The sequence below is a fragment of the Shewanella sp. OMA3-2 genome, assembly GCF_021513195.1.
Lineage (GTDB): Bacteria > Pseudomonadota > Gammaproteobacteria > Enterobacterales > Shewanellaceae > Shewanella.
The window spans coordinates 3,815,482-3,833,213 of the sequence record NZ_CP090974.1 but is presented as its reverse complement, the minus strand read 5'-3'; the positions used below and the strand labels follow the sequence as shown (position 1 = coordinate 3,833,213).

Annotated in this window: 13 protein-coding genes and 2 pseudogenes; 10 read left to right on the top strand and 5 right to left on the bottom strand. The window is 42.4% G+C overall.

Annotation, left to right across the window (positions count from 1 at the left end):
• Positions 1-311 precede the first annotated feature (311 nt).
• Entirely contained in the window at positions 312-1,013 is a 702-nt protein-coding gene (locus L0B17_RS16900; protein ID WP_235086425.1) for a DUF3581 domain-containing protein, read from the bottom strand.
• 307 nt (positions 1,014-1,320) lie between these two features.
• On the opposite strand from L0B17_RS16900, the pseudogene L0B17_RS16895 reads away from it, so the two are divergent.
• The 3 genes and pseudogenes from L0B17_RS16895 to L0B17_RS16885 all read left to right on the top strand — a co-directional run bounded on the left by L0B17_RS16895 (position 1,321) and on the right by L0B17_RS16885 (position 4,476).
• A pseudogene (locus L0B17_RS16895) lies at positions 1,321-3,515 on the top strand (TonB-dependent receptor family protein).
• 208 nt (positions 3,516-3,723) lie between these two features.
• Complete coding sequence (locus L0B17_RS16890) at positions 3,724-3,948, top strand: amphi-Trp domain-containing protein (RefSeq protein ID WP_235086423.1); 225 nt, start codon at positions 3,724-3,726, stop codon at positions 3,946-3,948.
• Positions 3,949-4,113: 165 nt separating this feature from the next.
• Positions 4,114-4,476: a DUF3703 domain-containing protein gene (locus L0B17_RS16885; protein ID WP_235086422.1), complete on the top strand. Its 363-nt coding sequence runs from the start codon at positions 4,114-4,116 to the stop codon at positions 4,474-4,476.
• Positions 4,477-4,542: 66 nt separating this feature from the next.
• Here the strand turns inward: L0B17_RS16885 and L0B17_RS16880 are convergent, their stop codons facing one another.
• The 3 genes and pseudogenes from L0B17_RS16880 to L0B17_RS16870 all read right to left on the bottom strand — a co-directional run bounded on the left by L0B17_RS16880 (position 4,543) and on the right by L0B17_RS16870 (position 8,405).
• Complete coding sequence (locus L0B17_RS16880; RefSeq protein WP_235086420.1) at positions 4,543-5,247, bottom strand: hypothetical protein; 705 nt, start codon at positions 5,245-5,247, stop codon at positions 4,543-4,545.
• Positions 5,248-5,379: 132 nt separating this feature from the next.
• Positions 5,380-6,867, bottom strand: coding sequence for a Re/Si-specific NAD(P)(+) transhydrogenase subunit beta (gene pntB, locus L0B17_RS16875; RefSeq protein WP_235086418.1), 1,488 nt, complete (start codon positions 6,865-6,867; stop codon positions 5,380-5,382).
• Between the two features lie 11 nt (positions 6,868-6,878).
• Positions 6,879-8,405: pseudogene (locus L0B17_RS16870) on the bottom strand (Re/Si-specific NAD(P)(+) transhydrogenase subunit alpha).
• Between the two features lie 460 nt (positions 8,406-8,865).
• Here L0B17_RS16870 and L0B17_RS16865 point away from each other — a divergent pair.
• The 6 genes from L0B17_RS16865 (at position 8,866) to L0B17_RS16840 (ending at position 16,034) form a co-directional block, all read left to right on the top strand.
• Positions 8,866-10,659, top strand: a complete 1,794-nt coding sequence (locus tag L0B17_RS16865) for an assimilatory sulfite reductase (NADPH) flavoprotein subunit (RefSeq protein ID WP_235086416.1) — start codon at positions 8,866-8,868, stop codon at positions 10,657-10,659.
• Positions 10,660-10,843: 184 nt separating this feature from the next.
• A complete protein-coding gene (gene cysI / locus L0B17_RS16860) occupies positions 10,844-12,538 on the top strand; it encodes an assimilatory sulfite reductase (NADPH) hemoprotein subunit (protein WP_235086415.1) in 1,695 nt (564 codons plus the stop codon).
• On the top strand, positions 12,531-13,283 hold the full coding sequence (locus L0B17_RS16855; RefSeq protein ID WP_235086413.1) for a phosphoadenylyl-sulfate reductase: 753 nt from the start codon (positions 12,531-12,533) through the stop codon (positions 13,281-13,283). Before cysI ends, L0B17_RS16855 begins: the two co-directional genes overlap by 8 nt.
• 388 nt (positions 13,284-13,671) lie before the next feature.
• Positions 13,672-13,848: a hypothetical protein gene (locus tag L0B17_RS16850; protein WP_235086412.1), complete on the top strand. Its 177-nt coding sequence runs from the start codon at positions 13,672-13,674 to the stop codon at positions 13,846-13,848.
• A gap of 2 nt (positions 13,849-13,850) precedes the next feature.
• Positions 13,851-15,437, top strand: coding sequence for an N-acetylmuramoyl-L-alanine amidase (locus L0B17_RS16845; protein WP_235086410.1), 1,587 nt, complete (start codon positions 13,851-13,853; stop codon positions 15,435-15,437).
• A 441-nt stretch (positions 15,438-15,878) separates the two neighbouring features.
• On the top strand, positions 15,879-16,034 hold the full coding sequence (locus tag L0B17_RS16840) for a hypothetical protein (RefSeq protein ID WP_235086408.1): 156 nt from the start codon (positions 15,879-15,881) through the stop codon (positions 16,032-16,034).
• 87 nt (positions 16,035-16,121) lie between these two features.
• Here L0B17_RS16840 and L0B17_RS16835 read toward each other — a convergent pair whose 3' ends face one another.
• On the bottom strand, positions 16,122-17,081 hold the full coding sequence (locus L0B17_RS16835; protein WP_235086406.1) for a hypothetical protein: 960 nt from the start codon (positions 17,079-17,081) through the stop codon (positions 16,122-16,124).
• 196 nt (positions 17,082-17,277) lie between these two features.
• Between L0B17_RS16835 and L0B17_RS16830 the strand changes: the two genes are divergently transcribed.
• Positions 17,278-17,577, top strand: coding sequence for a hypothetical protein (locus tag L0B17_RS16830; RefSeq protein ID WP_235086405.1), 300 nt, complete (start codon positions 17,278-17,280; stop codon positions 17,575-17,577).
• Positions 17,578-17,732 lie beyond the last annotated feature (155 nt).

The window sequence follows — 17,732 nt, the reverse complement described above, 5'->3', positions numbered from 1 at the left end:
CTGATATTTTTTTAAATTGTACAGCATCTCCCTTTCACCGTTAAGATCCGCCCGTTACCTCCAGTCTTACAATGACCTTTAACATGATTATTTATCTTGGCCTTTATCTTGCGCAAGGGGCTATTTCAGCTGTATGGACAGCAATAGTTGTTTTAGGTGGATAGTTAGTTGGTGATCCAAGTGTAAAAACAATATGAAATAGAAACGTACTTATAAATAACAATGCCTTAATTTAAGGTTTTATTGTCACAAATAGGTTAGCCCGCGCTTATCCATAATGGAGTAAGCGCATTTAGAAGCAAGCTGAAGGGTTATAGCGTGTCTTTGCGGGACTCGTAATTCAGACACATTTGTTGTGCTTTATCTTCATCGTATTCACGCAGTCCACTTAGCACTAAGGTTTTTTTCCCTGTCCCAATAGCACGTTTATTATGGCGTAATTCAAAGGTGAGAGTCACATCGCCGCGTTTGCCGTTAATCAATAATTGCTGATCAATTAAATGCAGGCTGATGTCGTCAAAGTCAAAATGATCAAGATGAAATGACATACTTTCGTAAATAACTAATGGACGGTCAGGGTTAATCATCACCTGGTGTTGTTTCATCATCGGCACTAATACGTGGGTAAAGTTTAGCCCAGAAAACGCCACATAACTTTTGATGAATGCCGCTGTTTGTATATCACATTGACACACTTTGCCTTGGCGGGTTACGTGCATGTACTCTTTATTTTTAGCATCAATAATAGTGAACTTATCTTCGCCAGCATTGGGTAAGCATAATTCAACTCCCTCACCGACCATGCCAGCAAACTGGAATGTCATATTTTGACTTAACCCGTATTCGGTTAATACCAGTGCAAATAATAAGTCACCTGGTACACAAAAACGTTTTGCGCCGACATCATGGATAGGGTTGAAATCTCCAGCAACCCGCTTAGCAAAATCACTGGCTTGTTGCGCCGCGATGAAAACACTTTGATCTTGCTTAGAATAATAAGGTGATAAAAACATGATGAAATGAGTCTTATAATTAATGGTTAATTTTTTAACCGCAGTTTACTGCACAATGAGCAATATACTCACCCGATGACTAAATATCTTTTGATATAAAGTTAAAAAAGAACGTTTTTTGTACGGAATAACGGTGATCTAATGCACATATTTGAAATTCGTCGCCACCAGATTACCTTATTTGTAAATAAAGCGTATCCATTTGTTGCTTTTAAGGCTCTCTTAAGTAAAATTGCGAAAAATGGAAACGCAAATGGTAATTGTTTTGATTTGCGTTTTGATAGTTGTAGTCATTAGGAGAATTAACATGAGCCAGTCAAACACCTTACGTTTGAGTGTTTTAACAAGTGCATTATTGATGACTATAGGCATCACAGCTGCTGAAGTTAAAGCTGATGCTAGCCAAATGGCTAATATTGAGCAAATATCTATTTTTGGTAGCCGTAACTCGATTAATACCGTGCCAGGCAGTGCGCATGTTATCTCTGCAGCAGAAATTGAAACATTCAAATATACCGATATTATGCGTACTTTAGCTTCTATCCTGGGGTGTATATTCAAGAAGAAGACGGTTACGGTTTACGTCCTAACTTAGGTATGCGCGGAACGGGTCAGAATCGCTCTGAAAAAATTACTATTATGGAAGATGGTGTATTAGCCGCTCCCGCTCCTTACGCCTCACCTGCGGCTTATTATTTCCCTACATCGGGCCGTATGCAAAGCGTAGAAATTCTTAAGGGCAGCTCAACGGTTAAATATGGTCCACGTACAACCGGTGGCGTAATTAACATGTTGTCTCGCCAGATCCCTGATGAGGAACTCGCGGGTAAAGTGGATGTCGCTGCTGGCCAAGATGGCTTTGGTAAAGTGCATGCCTATGCGGGTGGTCAAGGTGATCGCGTTGGTACTGTCGCTGAAATCTATCGCTATCAAGCTGACGGTTTCCAGGATATTAATGGTGTCGGTGGCGATACTGGTTTTGTTAAAAATGATGCGCTGGCTAAAATCAGTATCAAAACAGATGAAGCGGCTAAGTATCAGCAAGTTGTTGAATTAAAACTTAAGTATGCAGATGAAGTTTCTAACGAAACCTACATGGGGTTAACTGACGCAGATTATGCCGCAACCCCCTTTATGCGTTACTCTGCATCGCAAAAAGATAAAATGACCACAGAGCATAAACAAATTCAATTAAATCATGTTATTGAATTTAATAGTGATCTAGCATTAAGCACTACTGCTTACCATAACGACTTTCACCGTAACTGGTATAAAGCGGACAAAGTCGCGGGTTCAAGCCTAAGTAGTGGTGGCGTTGTTAACGCTGCTGAATTTGATAAAGGATTAATGACCTCACCAATTGATGTTAGCGTGAAAGCCAATAATCGTAGTTATTTGTCCCAAGGTTTACAGACAGAGTTGAATTACTATGTGGCTAATCATGAGTTAGCTTTTGGGGCGCGTTATCATGAAGATGAAATGGATCGTTACCAATGGGCTGACATTTATCAGCTTGATAGCACACAAGTGATGACTCGCACAGCAAGTGGTATTCCTGGTACAGATTCAAACCGTATTGACAGCGCTGAAGCATGGGCGTTTTTTGTTCAAGACCGGATGACTATTGGTGACTTTGCGATTACTGCAGGTCTACGCTATGAAGATATCAGTACACAGCGTTTAGATTGGGGTAAAGCTAACCCTGGTCGAGATGGTGCCCCGAATAAAGATGTCGACAACAGTTTTACTGCAGTGTTGCCATCATTATCAGCGACTTACCAAGTTAATGAACAGCTTATCGTATTAGCGGGAGCGCAAAAAGGCTTCTCTCCAGCAGCGCCAGGTAATGCTGACGGTCAAGAAGAAGAAAGCTGGAATTATGAAGCTGGTTTACGTTATAACCAGGCTGCATTTACTTCAGAAGCCATTGTATTTATCGGTGATTACAGCAATATGCACGGTAACTGTACCGCTGCCCAAGGGTGTGATGATAACAACATTGGTAACCAATATAATGCCGGTGAAGTCGATATTCATGGTTTAGAATTAAGTTTGGGCTATGAGTTTAATCAAACCAGTGACTTAAGCTTCCCGCTTAAAATGGCCTATACCTACACCAGTGCTGAGTTTGGTTCAGATTTTACGTCAGACTTTGAAAGCTGGGATAGCGTAAGTAAAGGTGACTCACTGACTTATCTGCCTGACAATCAATTATACCTTTCTGCCGGCGTACAAGCACAAAGCTGGCAAGTGACATTAGCGGGTCGTTATACCGACGATATGCGCACTAAAGCAGGTCAGGGTGATATTCCTGCTGGTGAGTTAATTGCTTCTAAAACAGTATTTGATTTATCAGCACGTTACTTTATTAACGATGCGTCAGAAGTGTACTTAAATGTAGATAATTTATTTGACGAAACCTACGTAACAACACGTGTTCACGGTTCTGTATTTGCTGGCAAGCCGCAATCAGCAACGTTAGGTTACAGCTATAAGTTTTAAATGCAGGCTGAGCGTTTTGCTCAGACCCTTTGTTTAGAGTTTAGCCTAAATAGTCAACGAGTTGCATCAGGAGGGCTAACATGGTTAGCCCTCCTTTTTTATGATGTTGTTCTGTGCTTAAATTCGTTATATTAAGTCAATGAATGATTAAGACAAGCTAAGTCTATTCATTTTGTTATGGATAACAATTGTTTATGGAGTACATTAAATGAGTTTAAAAGCAGACAGAGATATCGAAAAAACTTACACAACGGCTGAGTTTGTGGCAAAACTAAGACGATTAGCGGACTCGCTTGAAAGTGGTACTAAATTTGAGATCCAGATAGCCGGTGAAAGAATTTATGTACCAGTGCGCGCTACTTACAATATCGAGCATGAAAGAGGTGATTCAGAAGAAGAAATCGAATTTCAAATTAAATGGTCTAACGATTAAGCCATTATTTGTCGATTTTTTATATAGATGATAGGTGGCTGAACGCTGGTTAAGACCAGTTTATATAAAAATGATATTCAAACTATCCCCAAACGCTTTTAGTATGCAACATTTTGAATCGAGTTTGGGCATGTATGATGTACTCATAAAATAGGTTAATTTTAGATGAGCTCATTCGCAAAAAAGATCCGTCCATATGTGCTAGGTGAATTTAAAAGCTATCAAATTTGTCTTTTACAAGGTGATGCAATACAGGCTTTTACACATTTAGAAAATGCTCATGTTTTAGGGCAACAATCGACCTATTGGCATGTAGTAACCCATTATCATATGGCTCGCTGGGCTGTTACTCAGTGTGATATTAAAGAATTTGCCGGACAACTATTGAGAATAGCAGGCGCAGCCACTAAGACAGTGTTTGGCTTAGTGCCAGCTGGTAACACAGGTGGGACGAATGTCAGTCCATTTAAGCCTATGCCCTTAACTGCTGAACATAAAAAACTGATAGCTCAGGCAAATGTAGATTAAGCTCATTTTATGCTGGCGTGATAATTTACCGCCAGCATTCTAGCATTAGTAGACTCATTTCACGCTTCAGCGTTTTAACTCCCAAAACTCCCAGCTTGCTAGCTTATGCTTTTTCGCTAAGTCCGTTTTGCCTAAACCGGTATAAGATAAACTGATTTGCTGATGCCAGTCGGCACAGTTTATGCCTTCTTTTGCCGCTGAATTTAATACTTTTAATGCCACTTTGGGTTGTTGTTTTTTTATAAACCCTTTAGCAAAGCCTATACACAATTCAGAGTATGATTCAGGAAATCGTTTATTGGCATCAATAAGAATTTCATCAATTTTATCGGTCTGCTTTGATATAAATAGATACTTTATTAAATTGTAAGATTGCATCCACTCAAACCTAAATCCTGCCCATTGTGACTTTTTTGCTTCAAAATGGTCAAACACTTCCTGATAGGTTTTTATCTCAAGTAATGGATCCAAATCGGTATAATAACCGGGAGCGAGAAAGGCCAGCCCAGAGAGTATTGCTGGCATTGCGGTGCTGTAATGGGTTTCGTTAGGAAAAGTTGAAAACCCCACTTGCCATGGTTTTGGGGCTTGGGTATTAAGCACGTCGACCAGTTCGGTCACGCCCATACCTTGTTCATTCGCTACCGATAGAAACAGCGGGGGTAAGTTTGTTTTGTTTTTAACAAAGTGGGTCATTTTTTGATTAATCGCATAGTCGTCATACCAAGCGCTGGGACTAAAGGCCATAAACGCAGTAAATGACGTGATCATAAAGGTGTGATTTATATCGTTTTGAGTTTTTACTACGTTGATTTAAACGTTAACAGTATCACTGTTACAGGTGATTAATATAAAAAAATACCAGCCTGTTGGCTGGTATTTTTGTATTGCAAAGCGAGGGCGTTAAAGCGCTTTTAGAATTGCTTCTACGCTGTCTTTTGCATCACCAAATAGCATTTGGGTATTGTCTTTAAAAAACAGCGGATTTTGCACCCTGGCATAACCTGTGTTCATTGAACGCTTAAAGCCAATCACGTTTTGCGCTTTCCATACTTCCAGTACCGGCATGCCAGCAATTGGGCTGTTTGGATCTTCCATGGCCGCAGGATTAACCGTGTCATTGGCACCAATCACTAATACGGTATCAGTACTGGTAAAATCTTCATTGATCTCATCCATTTCTAATACGATATCGTACGGCACTTTGGCTTCAGCTAATAATACGTTCATGTGGCCTGGTAAACGCCCAGCAACAGGGTGAATACCAAAGCGTACCTTGATGCCTAAATCACGTAGTTTACGGGTTATTTCAGCAACAGGATATTGTGCTTGCGCAACCGCCATACCATAGCCAGGAGTGATGATAACTGACTGCGAGTTTCTCAACATATCAGCGACATCTTCAGCATTGGTTTCACGGTATTCACCTACTTCTTCATCACCACTGGTGGCGACAGCGTCATTACCAAATCCCCCAGCAATAACAGAAATAAACGAGCGATTCATCGCTTTACACATAATGTAAGACAGAATTGCACCCGATGAACCAACCAATGCGCCAACAATAATCAGCAAGTCGTTTGATAGCATGAAACCTGCAGCAGCGGCTGCCCAGCCTGAATATGAGTTCAGCATGGACACCACAACCGGCATGTCAGCGCCGCCAATCGAGGCGACTAAATGCCAACCAAAGGCAAAAGCAATTAGCGTCATAATCAATATTGGGGTAATGGCACCACCCGTTTGCACAAATTGCACCATTAACACTAATGACACAATCACAGCTAATAAGTTCATCTTATGGCGATGGGGCAAAGTGAGCGCTTTTGATGGCAGCAGTCCACGTAGTTTAGCAAATGCCACCACAGAACCAGTAAAGGTCACTGCACCAATAAATACCCCTAAGAATACTTCTACAAGGTGAATATTAAGCATTGCGCCGGTTAAGTGTTTGCTGTGCTGTTGTGCTTGATTTGCCTGAGCAAACGCCGCTTCAGCAGTGGCAAGCGTAGTGTCTAAGTCATTACCTAATGTCACTACAATTTCGTTAATGGCTTGTGGGTGTAAATCAATGAAACTGTTATAACCCACTAATACCGCAGCCATACCCACAAAACTGTGCAGAATTGCAACCAGTTCAGGCATTTCGGTCATTTCAACTTTAAGTGCTAAGCGAACGCCAATAGCGCCGCCAATGACCATAGCTAAAATAATCCACACTATGCCTGTGGTGCTTGGGTTTAGAATGGTTGCGCCAAGCGCAATGACCATCCCGATGATACCAAATAAATTGCCGTTTTTAGCCGTTTCTTGTTTTGAAAGCCCCGCAAGGCTCAAAATAAAGAATACCGCAGCGACAATATATGATGCTGTTACCAGTCCTTCTGACACGATAATTCCCCTTAATCTTTACGGAACATTTTCAGCATGCGCTGAGTGACGGTAAAACCACCAAAAATGTTAATACTTGCAATTAACACGGCGATAAATGACAGCACAGTGACCAGTGTAGAACCTTGGCCAATTTGCAATAAAGCCCCGACTACAATGATGCCAGAAATAGCATTTGTCACTGACATTAATGGTGTGTGTAATGAATGAGACACGTTCCATACCACGTAGTAGCCGACCACACACGACAGTATAAATACCGTAAAGTGTGATAAAAACTCCGAGGGTGCCACAGTGGCTATTGCGCCAAATGCCGCAATACCCGCAAGGCCTAAAACGTACTTAAGCTTGGAAGGGGCTTTGGGTTCAACATTTTTGGCAACAGGTGCAGCGGCCGGTTTGGCTGGTGCTGCTGATACTGAAATGGCCGGTGGTGGGAAGGTGATTTCACCGTCACGGGTCACCGTCATATTACGCATTACCACATCATCAAAATCTAATACGGCATTGCCGTCTTTGGCTTTACACATTAACTTCATCAAGTTAACAAGGTTAGTGCCATAAAGTTGAGATGATTGCGCCGGCAGTCGCCGGGCAGGTCAGTGTAACCTAGGACTTTCACGCCGTTATCGGAGACAAACTTTTCCCCAGTCACTGTATATTCACAGTTACCGCCAGTGGCGGCTGCCAAATCGACGATTACTGAGCCTGACTTCATGCTATCTACCATTTCTTTGGTGATAAGCTTTGGTGCAGGGCGGCCAGGAATAAGCGCGGTAGTAATAATAATGTCGACATCTTTTGCTTGTTCGGCAAATAATGCCATTTCAGCAGCAATAAACTCGTCTGACATCACTTTAGCGTAACCGTCAGATGAACCGCCTTCGGTATTTTCAAATTCTAGTTTTAAGAATTGACCGCCCATAGATTCAATTTGCTCGGCCACTTCCAAACGGGTATCAAAGGCACGGACTATTGCGCCGAGTGATCCCGCAGCACCAATGGCTGCAAGGCCAGCAACGCCTGCACCAATGACTAACACTTTGGCTGGTGGTACTTTACCAGCAGCTGTGATTTGACCGGTAAAGAAACGACCAAATTCATGGGCGGCTTCAATTACTGCTCGGTAACCACCAATATTGGCCATAGATGATAGTGCATCTAGTGACTGTGCCCGTGAAATACGCGGCACCATGTCCATTGCCATCACGGTGATTTTTTTCTGAGCTAATTTCTCAACTAAATCAGGATTTTGAGCCGGCCAAATAAAACTGACAAGAGTTGTGCCCGGGCTTCATTTTGTCAATTTCATCGTCTGTAGGTGCATTAACTTTAAAAACAAAGTCAGCTTGGTATGCATTTTCTACAATTTCGGCACCAGCGTGCTCAAATGCGGCATCATCAAAACTTGATAATTTACCTACATCCGCTTCTATGGCCACACTAAAGCCGAGCTTTTTTAGTTGTACCACTGTGGCTGGCGTCGCAGCTGCGCGCGTTTCGCCTGTAATACTTTCTCTCGGTATTCCAATCTGCATGACTGTTCCCTGATGGTTAATGAGTAAAATGCGATAAGGCTCCCCCTGCCAAATAGCATCATATTTTCACATGATTATTTGTTGACGGTCGTGATCAACAAATTGATCGTACTTTGGCTGGCATTGATGTTAATTGATAAACATCAATAGTTCTCTATGACGATTCCTTTTGGGGATCGGTTTATTGTTTTATGCAGAGAACAATTAACTTGATAGATAACCAATTGTTAATCCAGCTCCTTAGCTTGCTGTACACATCTCAATCAAACAAGTGCTACAGGGTTAATTAATGCTGTTTTAATTAAGGGAAATTAAAAACTTTTAACTAACACACACTTTTGTAGCCTAAAAAAACCACTTTGCATATTCCTAAATGGAATAAAAAATTATCTTTTATTCTTTTTTGCTTTTAACGGACAGGAGTAAGCTTACCCACATTACACTGTTATAAGGCCGTCTTATGTTGTTAAACGAACTATCTTCATTCGCTTCACCTTTGTCACAAGGACAAGTTACTCAGCTAAAACAACTCACTTCTGAGTTATCTGCTGTCCAACTTGCCTGGGTAAGTGGCTATTTAGCTGCAACTGCTAACGCTAACGACAGCCAGGGCCAAGTTACCGGCGCAACCACAGTCAATGCTAGCCAAACAGTGACTATTCTTTATGGTAGTCAAACTGGCAATGGCCGAGGTGTCGCAACTGAATTAGCGGCTAAAGCACAGGCGCAAGGTTACGCGGTTAATTTAGCCTCAATGGGCGAGTATAATGTTCGTCAATTGAAGCAAGAAACCTTATTGCTAGCAGTCGTGAGTACTCATGGTGAAGGCGAAGCACCAGATGATGCAATGGAGCTGCATAAGTTTTTAGCCTCAAAGCGCGCCCCTAAATTGGATAATTTACATTATTCAGTGCTGGCACTGGGTGATTCAAGCTACGAATTTTACTGCCAAACAGGTAAAGATTTTGATACTCGTTTTGCCGCATTAGGCGCAAAACAATTATTGCCATTGGCTGAATGTGATGTTGATTACGAACAAGCTGCGTCAGATTGGCAAGACAGTGTAGTTGAAGCCGTTAAACCTCATATCCAAAGTGTTGGGGCTAACGTAGTATCCTTGTCTCAGGCCCAAACTGGCAACAGCGAGTTTACTAAGCAAAAACCGTATACCGCTGAAGTTTTAGTGAGCCAAAAGCTAACCGGACGTGATTCTGACCGAGATGTACGCCATGTTGAGATTGACCTAGGTGAATCGGGTATTTCATATCAAGTGGGTGATGCATTAGGTATTTGGTTTAGTAATAACACCTTATTAGTCAATGAAATTATTTCAGGTTTAGGTTTATCTGCAGATGATCAAGTCATCGTAGGTAAAGAAACCTTAAGCCTTGTTGATGCCTTAACAGATAAAAAAGAGCTAACCCAGTTATATCCTGGTTTAGTAAAAGCTTGGGCTGAGTTTAGCGGCAGTGCTGAGCTATTAGCATTAAGTGAAGATAAAGAGCAAACGCGTCAGTTTGTGCTTGCAAATCAGTTAGCTGATTTAGTTAGCAGATACCCAGCTAACGTTACAGCAAGCCAGCTAGTTGAAGTATTGCGCCCATTAACACCGCGTTTATATTCAATTGCTTCTAGCCAGGCAGAAGTGGAAACTGAGGTGCACTTAACGGTTGCATTGGTTGAAGATGAGCGTCAAGGTCATGCACGATTTGGTGGAGCTTCTCATTTCTTAGCATCAGCACAAGAAGGCCAAGCAGTTAACGTGTATGTTGAACCGAATAATCATTTCCGTTTACCTGAAAACCCAGACACCCCAGTGATCATGGTTGGGCCAGGAACCGGTGTTGCGCCATTCCGTGCCTTTATGCAACAGCGTGCTGCTGACGGCGTCACGGGAGACAGCTGGTTATTTTTCGGTAACCCACACTTTGAACAAGATTTCTTATACCAAGTTGAATGGCAGCAGTATTTAAAAAGTGGCGATTTAAGCCGTTTAGATGTGGCGTTTTCACGTGATCAAGCTGATAAAGTTTATGTACAACATCGTATTACCCAGCAAGCTGAGCATGTATGGCAATGGTTGCAAAATGGTGCCCATGTTTACATCTGTGGTGATGCTGAGCGTATGGCCAAAGATGTACATCAAGCCCTTGTTGGCGTTGTAGTATCGCAAGGTGGGCTAACAGCTGATGCAGCTGAAGCGTATTTAGAAGATTTACGCAGTAACAAGCGTTATCAGAAAGACGTGTACTAACCTTATAACATCAGTATCAGAATTAGGCTTAGCTGCAAGTATGCATTGCGACCCGATGAGTCAATAGCAATGCCGCAGCTAAGCGATTAAGCAAGATTATTGTCGTGCTAGGTTATTAATCGCTAAGTCAGTAAAACTTAAGCGATGAACGCTTTAGCCCACATAGAATTAAGAGGCTGTCTTCATGAGTGATGAGCAAAAATTAGCAGTAAACGAATACCTAAAAATCGACAGTGATTATTTACGCGGTACCATTCAAGAGGGTTTAGATACCCAAGTGACGGGATCGTTTAGTGATGGCGATCAGCAGTTAATTAAGTTCCACGGTTTTTACCAACAAGACGACCGTGATTTACGTAACGAACGTAAAGAGCAAAAGCTGGAACCTTTATATAGCTTCATGCTGCGTGCCCGTGTACCGGGCGGTATTTGTTCGCCAGCACAATGGTTAGATGTTGATAAAATTTCATCAACCTTAACGACTTCAAACAGTATTCGTTTAACGACGCGCCAAACGTTTCAGTACCACGGCATTCCAAAGCGTAATCTAAAAACCTTGATCCAAGGGTTAGACAGAGCTGCCCTTGACTCTATTGCAGCATGTGGTGACGTAAACCGTAACGTAATGTGTAACCCAAACCTGGTTCAGTCTAAGCTGCACCAACAAGCTTATGCTGTGGCTAAAGAGCTATCTGACCATTTATTGCCGCATACTCGTGCCTATGCCGAAATTTGGTTAGATGAAGAAAAGCTACTAGACACTGAGACCATTGAACCGGTTTACGGCCAAACCTATTTACCACGCAAATTTAAAATGGCTGTGTCAGTGCCGCCAGATAATGACGTTGACGTTTACACCAATGACCTAGGCTTTATTGCCATTGAAGAAAATGGTGAGCTAATCGGCTTTAACTTAGTCGCGGGTGGCGGTATGGGGTCAACCCACGGTGAAGTGGAAACCTTCCCGCGTTTAGCCGATGACTTTGGCTATATCAAAACCGCTGACGTGATTAAATTTGCTGAAGCTGTAATGACAGTGCAACGTGACTGGGGTAACCGTGTTAACCGTAAGCGTTCACGCCTTAAATACACCATAGTTGATCACGGCTATGATGCATTTAAAGCTGAAGTTGAAAAGCGCACCGGTATCAAATTCGAACCTAAACGTGATGTCGTTATCGGCGATCGTGGCGATCGTTATGGTTGGGTTGAAGGTATTGATAACAAGTGGCACTTAACCTTGTTTATCGAAAGTGGCCGCATTAAAGATATGCCAGGTAAAACATTACAAACAGGGTTACGTGAAATCGCTAAGATCCACAAAGGCGACTTCCGCATGACTTCTAATCAAAATATGATTATTGCCAGTGTCGCGGTTGAAGATAAAGCCGAAATTGAAGGTTTAGCCCGTAAGCACGGGTTATTAGGCGAAGTGTTATCGGCAACTCGTGGTCATTCTATTGCGTGTGTGGCATTACCAACGTGTGCCCTAGCGATGGCTGAGGCTGAGCGTTATTTCCCAGCATTTATTGACCATATTGATGCATTACAGCAAAAGCATGGTATTGGCGAACAAGCTATTGTAGTGCGTATGACGGGTTGTCCAAACGGCTGTGCGCGTCCTTTTGCGGCTGAAATTGGTTTAGTGGGTAAAGCACCTGGTCGTTATAACTTGTATTTAGGCGCCAGTTTTGAAGGTACCCGTTTAAACAAAATGCACAAAGAAAACATTCAAGAAGCTGAAATTTTAGCTGAGTTGGATGGTTTGTTTGGCCGTTACGCTGTTGAGCGTGATGCGGGCGAGACCTTTGGTAACTTTACGGTACGTATTGGTGTCGTAAAGGCGGTACTAGACGCCGCTAAGGATTTTCATGGGTAATTTCTCTATAGGACCTGAGCAATTAGTTGAATTGCTCAGCCAACCTAAAGAGGTTCAGCAAGCTGAACTGGCAAAGATAAATCAGTTTTTATCTGCTTTAACCGCAGCAGAGCGTGTGGCATGGGGGCTGGCATTTTTGCCTGGCGAGCATGCTTTATCCTCTAGCTTTGGTATTCAAGCGGCGGTAATGTTGCATTTAGTCAGCCAGGTTCAAGCCGATATTCCGGTCATTTTGACTGATACCGGTTACTTGTTCCCTGAAACTTATCAGTTTATTGATCAGTTAACCGAGCGTTTAGACTTAAATTTGCAAGTTTATCGCGCAGATCAAACCGCAGCATGGCAAGAAGCGCGTTTTGGTAAGTTGTGGGAGCAAGATTTAGCCGGACTTGAGCAATATAATCGCATCAATAAAGTGGAACCTATGCAACGTGCTTTGGCTGAACTTAACGTGGGCACCTGGTTTGCGGGTTTACGTCGCACCCAAGCTGGTACGCGTGAAGCATTGCCTATTTTAGCTATTCACGGTAATCGCTATAAGTTATTGCCGATTATTGAATGGACTAATAAAGATGTGCATGAGTATTTAACTGCCCACGCTTTACCGTATCACCCATTATGGGAACAAGGGTATGTGTCGGTTGGTGATACCCATTCAAGTAAGCCATTAGAGCTTGGGATGACTGAAGAAGAAACCCGTTTTAATGGTATGAAGCGTGAATGTGGATTGCATTACGAGATATAGTATTTCGATAGTGCAGCCGTGATGGTTTTTAATCATCATAAGCTGCCACTATCTTTAGTAAGTATTTGAATTTTAAAATACTCCCTAAAAAGGGTTAAATTTTGTTTAAAAAGTTAGGCAGAGCAGTCAATACTCGTCTACATTTATTCATTCCCGTAGATGGTTTTTGTTGACACTTTTTAGGATTGTTTTGCAGTCCAAGTACCTCCAAAAGCTTCGCTCGCATCCTCGAGCACATTGATTGACTTGTTAGCGTAATAAGCAATCAAATTTAAGCCCCAACAAGCATTGCTTGTTGGGGCTTTATATTATTAGCCCTATCTGTTTGTTGAACATATTGACCTGTTTTAGTAATTTTGATGAACTCGACAGACCAGGCAGACGCAGCATGTCACGCACTTATGGCAGTCAAGGCTGGCTCTATGAAACCGTCGATACCCAAGATGGCAGCAATCGTTTTGCCTATGATGGCGCTGGTCGTCCCTTGGTCATACAAGATGCTAACACGAATAGAATCGTCGCGAGCTACAACGGCTTTGGTCATAAAACCCTAACCAGGGGATAACTTTGTTTGGCTACGACAGCTCAAGTGCTTATCAATATGGCGGCAGCGGCAGTTGTGCGGCGAGTCAGAATGCAGGCCCTAATGCCCTGTGTAAACTCAGTAAAATGAATGGCAGTAGTGTCAGTTTTCAATACGATAAACGAGGTAACTTGCTCGCGGGTGATAGCTTAACCATGCTGTACAATGCACTGGACAAACCTATTTCAGTTTCGCGCAATGATGTGACCACGAGTTTTGTTTATGGTAGTGACGGTATGCGTGCCAAACAAACGCGCAGCTCTGACAATACCACCACTTATTATGTTGATAAGTATTATGAATCAGACAATGATGGCAGTTGGCGTGCCTATATTGATGATATCGCGGTATTAAGTTACACACCGCAGCGTAGCCATTTGTTGCAGTTTACCTTAAGAGACCGCCTTGGCAGCGCTACGACCATGGCAGACCAAAACGGCCATATCGTCAGTCAGCGTTATTTTGACCCATTTGGTCGAACAGCCGCATTGGGTAGTAGTCATCGAACGGATATACTGAATAACAATACGTTATTATCACGTTTGCAAGATTTAGACATTACCAACAAAAACCGCCGCGGCTTTACCGACCATGAGCATTTGAACGAGCAGCAGCTCATTCACATGAACGGCCAGGTGTATGATTACAACCTTGGACGTTTTCTGAGTGTGGATCCGCTGATCCAGAGCCCGACATCGACCCAGAGCGTGAATCCCTACAGCTACATAATGAACAACCCGCTGGCAGGAACAGATCCTACAGGGTATTGTTCAACTAAAGATTCGGTTGAAGGTTGTGCTGACAGTTTAGGCGAAGGTGAATCTTCAGATATTACGGAAGGCGGTAAAGTTGTCGGTACTGTAGGTAAAGACAGTCAAGGCAATATGTACATCACTAAAAGTAATGGCAACGCTGGACATCAAGCCATACAAGGGGCCATGGCGAAGGTTTCTGATTTAGGAGGGCTAAAGCAAATTTCCAAGCAGGATGGAGGGAATCCTTTATCTAATAATATAAAGGAATATGCATCAAAAAACCCTTATAAAACTAAGTCTAAAGATAGCTATTCGACAATTCCCGTGGATGAATCTAATTTAGATAAGAATGTTAGTGATTACAACATGGTAACACTGCATCACACTGGTGATGCAACTACCCCGACTGACGTTGAAGATATGCATAGAGCAAATGAAGGGATTGTGACCTTAATGAGGCAAGCTGGAGATCTTGTCGGATTGACCCAAGCGTACAATAATGCTGATGTTGGTTACCATTTTATGATATCTGAAGATGGCACCATTTATGAAGGAAGATCTCTTGAATATGCGGGCGCTCATGTGAAGGGACATAATCAAGGAAATGTAGGAATAGCTTTCTTAGGGAATTATTCAACACGTGCACTTTCTAAAAATCAAGTTGGCGCTGCTGAACAGTTGCTGGGAAATTTGCAGCAGAGGTTTAACATGAAGGGGAATTTTATTAGGACACATGGTGAATTTGATATCAATAAACAGAGGGAGTTAATGGGAGCTTCTGCACAGGTAGATAGGTTGAGAGGAAAATTCCAGTGAGTTTGATAAAGAAAGTTACACTTGTAGTTGTTGTATTTATCTTGATGATACTATTCGTTAATTTGAATAAGACTGCTTACGACTTGGTTGTAAAATACACCCCATCAATGATTAGAAGTGCATACATTGAGTATATATTAAGTGACCGTGATAATGTGCAAGGGTCGAACCATATAAAAGTGATGCTGCTCAGGAGCTTACTTGTTCAATCTTATGAATTCGACGTTAAGCTATTGTTTAGTTTATGCCGAAGGGGGATGGTGAATATGATGAGCCTATACCTAAACTTGCAACGAGGATAGTTATAAAACAGTACCCTGACTTAATTAATGAGTTGATCTTATTCTATAAAGATGACCATGTTACTAAGGGATTAATAATTGCTCAGATCAATCAAGAAAGTGAAAAGCCATATTAGAGTAGTCGGACAGCCATAGCACTTTGTACAAATCAGCCCCATTTGCTTGGGGCTTTTTCTTGCCTGAAACTAAGCAATGTGACCAGCAGCCTGAGCCATCGTTGCCAGTAGAGATTGTCAGCCTCTGCCAGCAGGGGGCGCAGTTTGGTGCAGCGCCATCAAATGATGGCGCTGGCTAGATTGCTCACTTCTACTGAATTCAACTGCTGGACGCTGCTGTTTTTAACTGCTCAGTCTGCTGTGATAAGTGCCCAAGCAGTTGTAGGTTATGGGGTCTTTAGATAAGTTGATATACGGCTGATTTCAGCTAAATAAGTAAGGGAAAGATTTGGCATGCGCTCCAAGGCTTCAAGTTCACAGCCTAGTGCTAAGAAATTGGTATGGTTCAATGCGTATAGTAATGCGATCCTCTGATACGGTTCTGCACTGATGAGTTGGATCTGAGTGGCTAGGTTAACGACAAAGGTGTAGCACTCAATGAGCCCTGTTATCTGTGAAGTGGCCAATGCTTGCCAGAAGAGTGGCAGGGATATTGGTGATGTCTCGTCATCCTGCGCTAACCTTGTTGGCAAGCTATTCAGTGTCATGGATATTCGTAGTTGTCGGTATATCAATGGATAAATCTCGACGGCCAGATGAGTTAGGGCTGGGGTGCTAAATAACCGAAAAAAACTCTTAAAGGCTCGAATGTTGTACTTACTACTCAGTCCATATTTTCTACCTGCGTTAAATTGCTCAATGAGTAAGCACAGCCAGACGGTTAAGGCGTCCAATGAGCTGTCGAGTGTCTCTGGATCAATAGGGCTTTTTGGCTGACGTTTTCTTCGGGTGAGTTTGCCATAACGGTTTTCCGTAAATAACCTATCACGGATCTGTTTTGGAAATTGTTCCAGTAGGGCTGCAATGGCAGCGTTGCTTAAATCTGTTTGGTGCAGTAACTGCCAAAAGGGATGAATGAGTATATATTTCGAGCCAGGAATGACTGCGTTAATACTGTCAACTTTGGATTCATAGGCGACAGGTTGGCCTTTTAGTTTATGGTCAAAAAAATGAGAAAGATTATTGATGTTCCTCTGCTCTCCCCCCGCTTTGTGCTTATGCAACACATTTCTAATGCCGTAGGCCGTTGTGACATTTAGTGCACATTTTATATGTTCAACCCAATAGCGAGTTGCCAGCGATCTTACAAAGTAAGGTAGCGCTTTGTAATCAGCAAAGGTATACATGGCAATTTGGCACAGTTTGCAATGAACGTTGAAAATATTCTTGCCATAATACTATCCCTATGAAAAATAAGTGGTTGCTGTTTTTAATAGCGGCTAATTTAGGGTCCTTTCACCTTAAACATAGCCTTATGTTGCTTTAATTTCATTATCTATACTTATTTAGTCACAGCCTGTATAGCCAAATTGAGAGTTGATTATGACCAACGTAACCCCATCCACCGATTTGCAATCCTTATCCCAAGCGTTGGAGAAAGATCTGCTTGAGTTTTATGGTGCGCCTATGTTGCAGAGTGAGAAGCTTAAAGAGGCTTTAGGCTATCGTTCTATCGATGCATTACGGCAAGCCATTAATAGGGGAACAGTACCTGTGCATGTATTTACGATACCTAATCGGCGGGGCAAGTTTGCGTTAGTTAAAGATGTGGCGTACTGGCTGGCAGAGCAGCGTTTACAGAGTGAAAGTCACCAGCAGGAGGAGAAAAAGACAATGAAATAAGGCAGATTATTCGCGCAAGGTATAAAAGCAAAACCCCGCTGAGCTGGAACTCATCGGGGCTTTATGAAGCTGTCGAAATTTGAACTCCTCGACAACTTCAGTATTGCTTCCCAGACCCTATTTGTCAAATCACAAGGCTTAGATTTTGTGGTTTA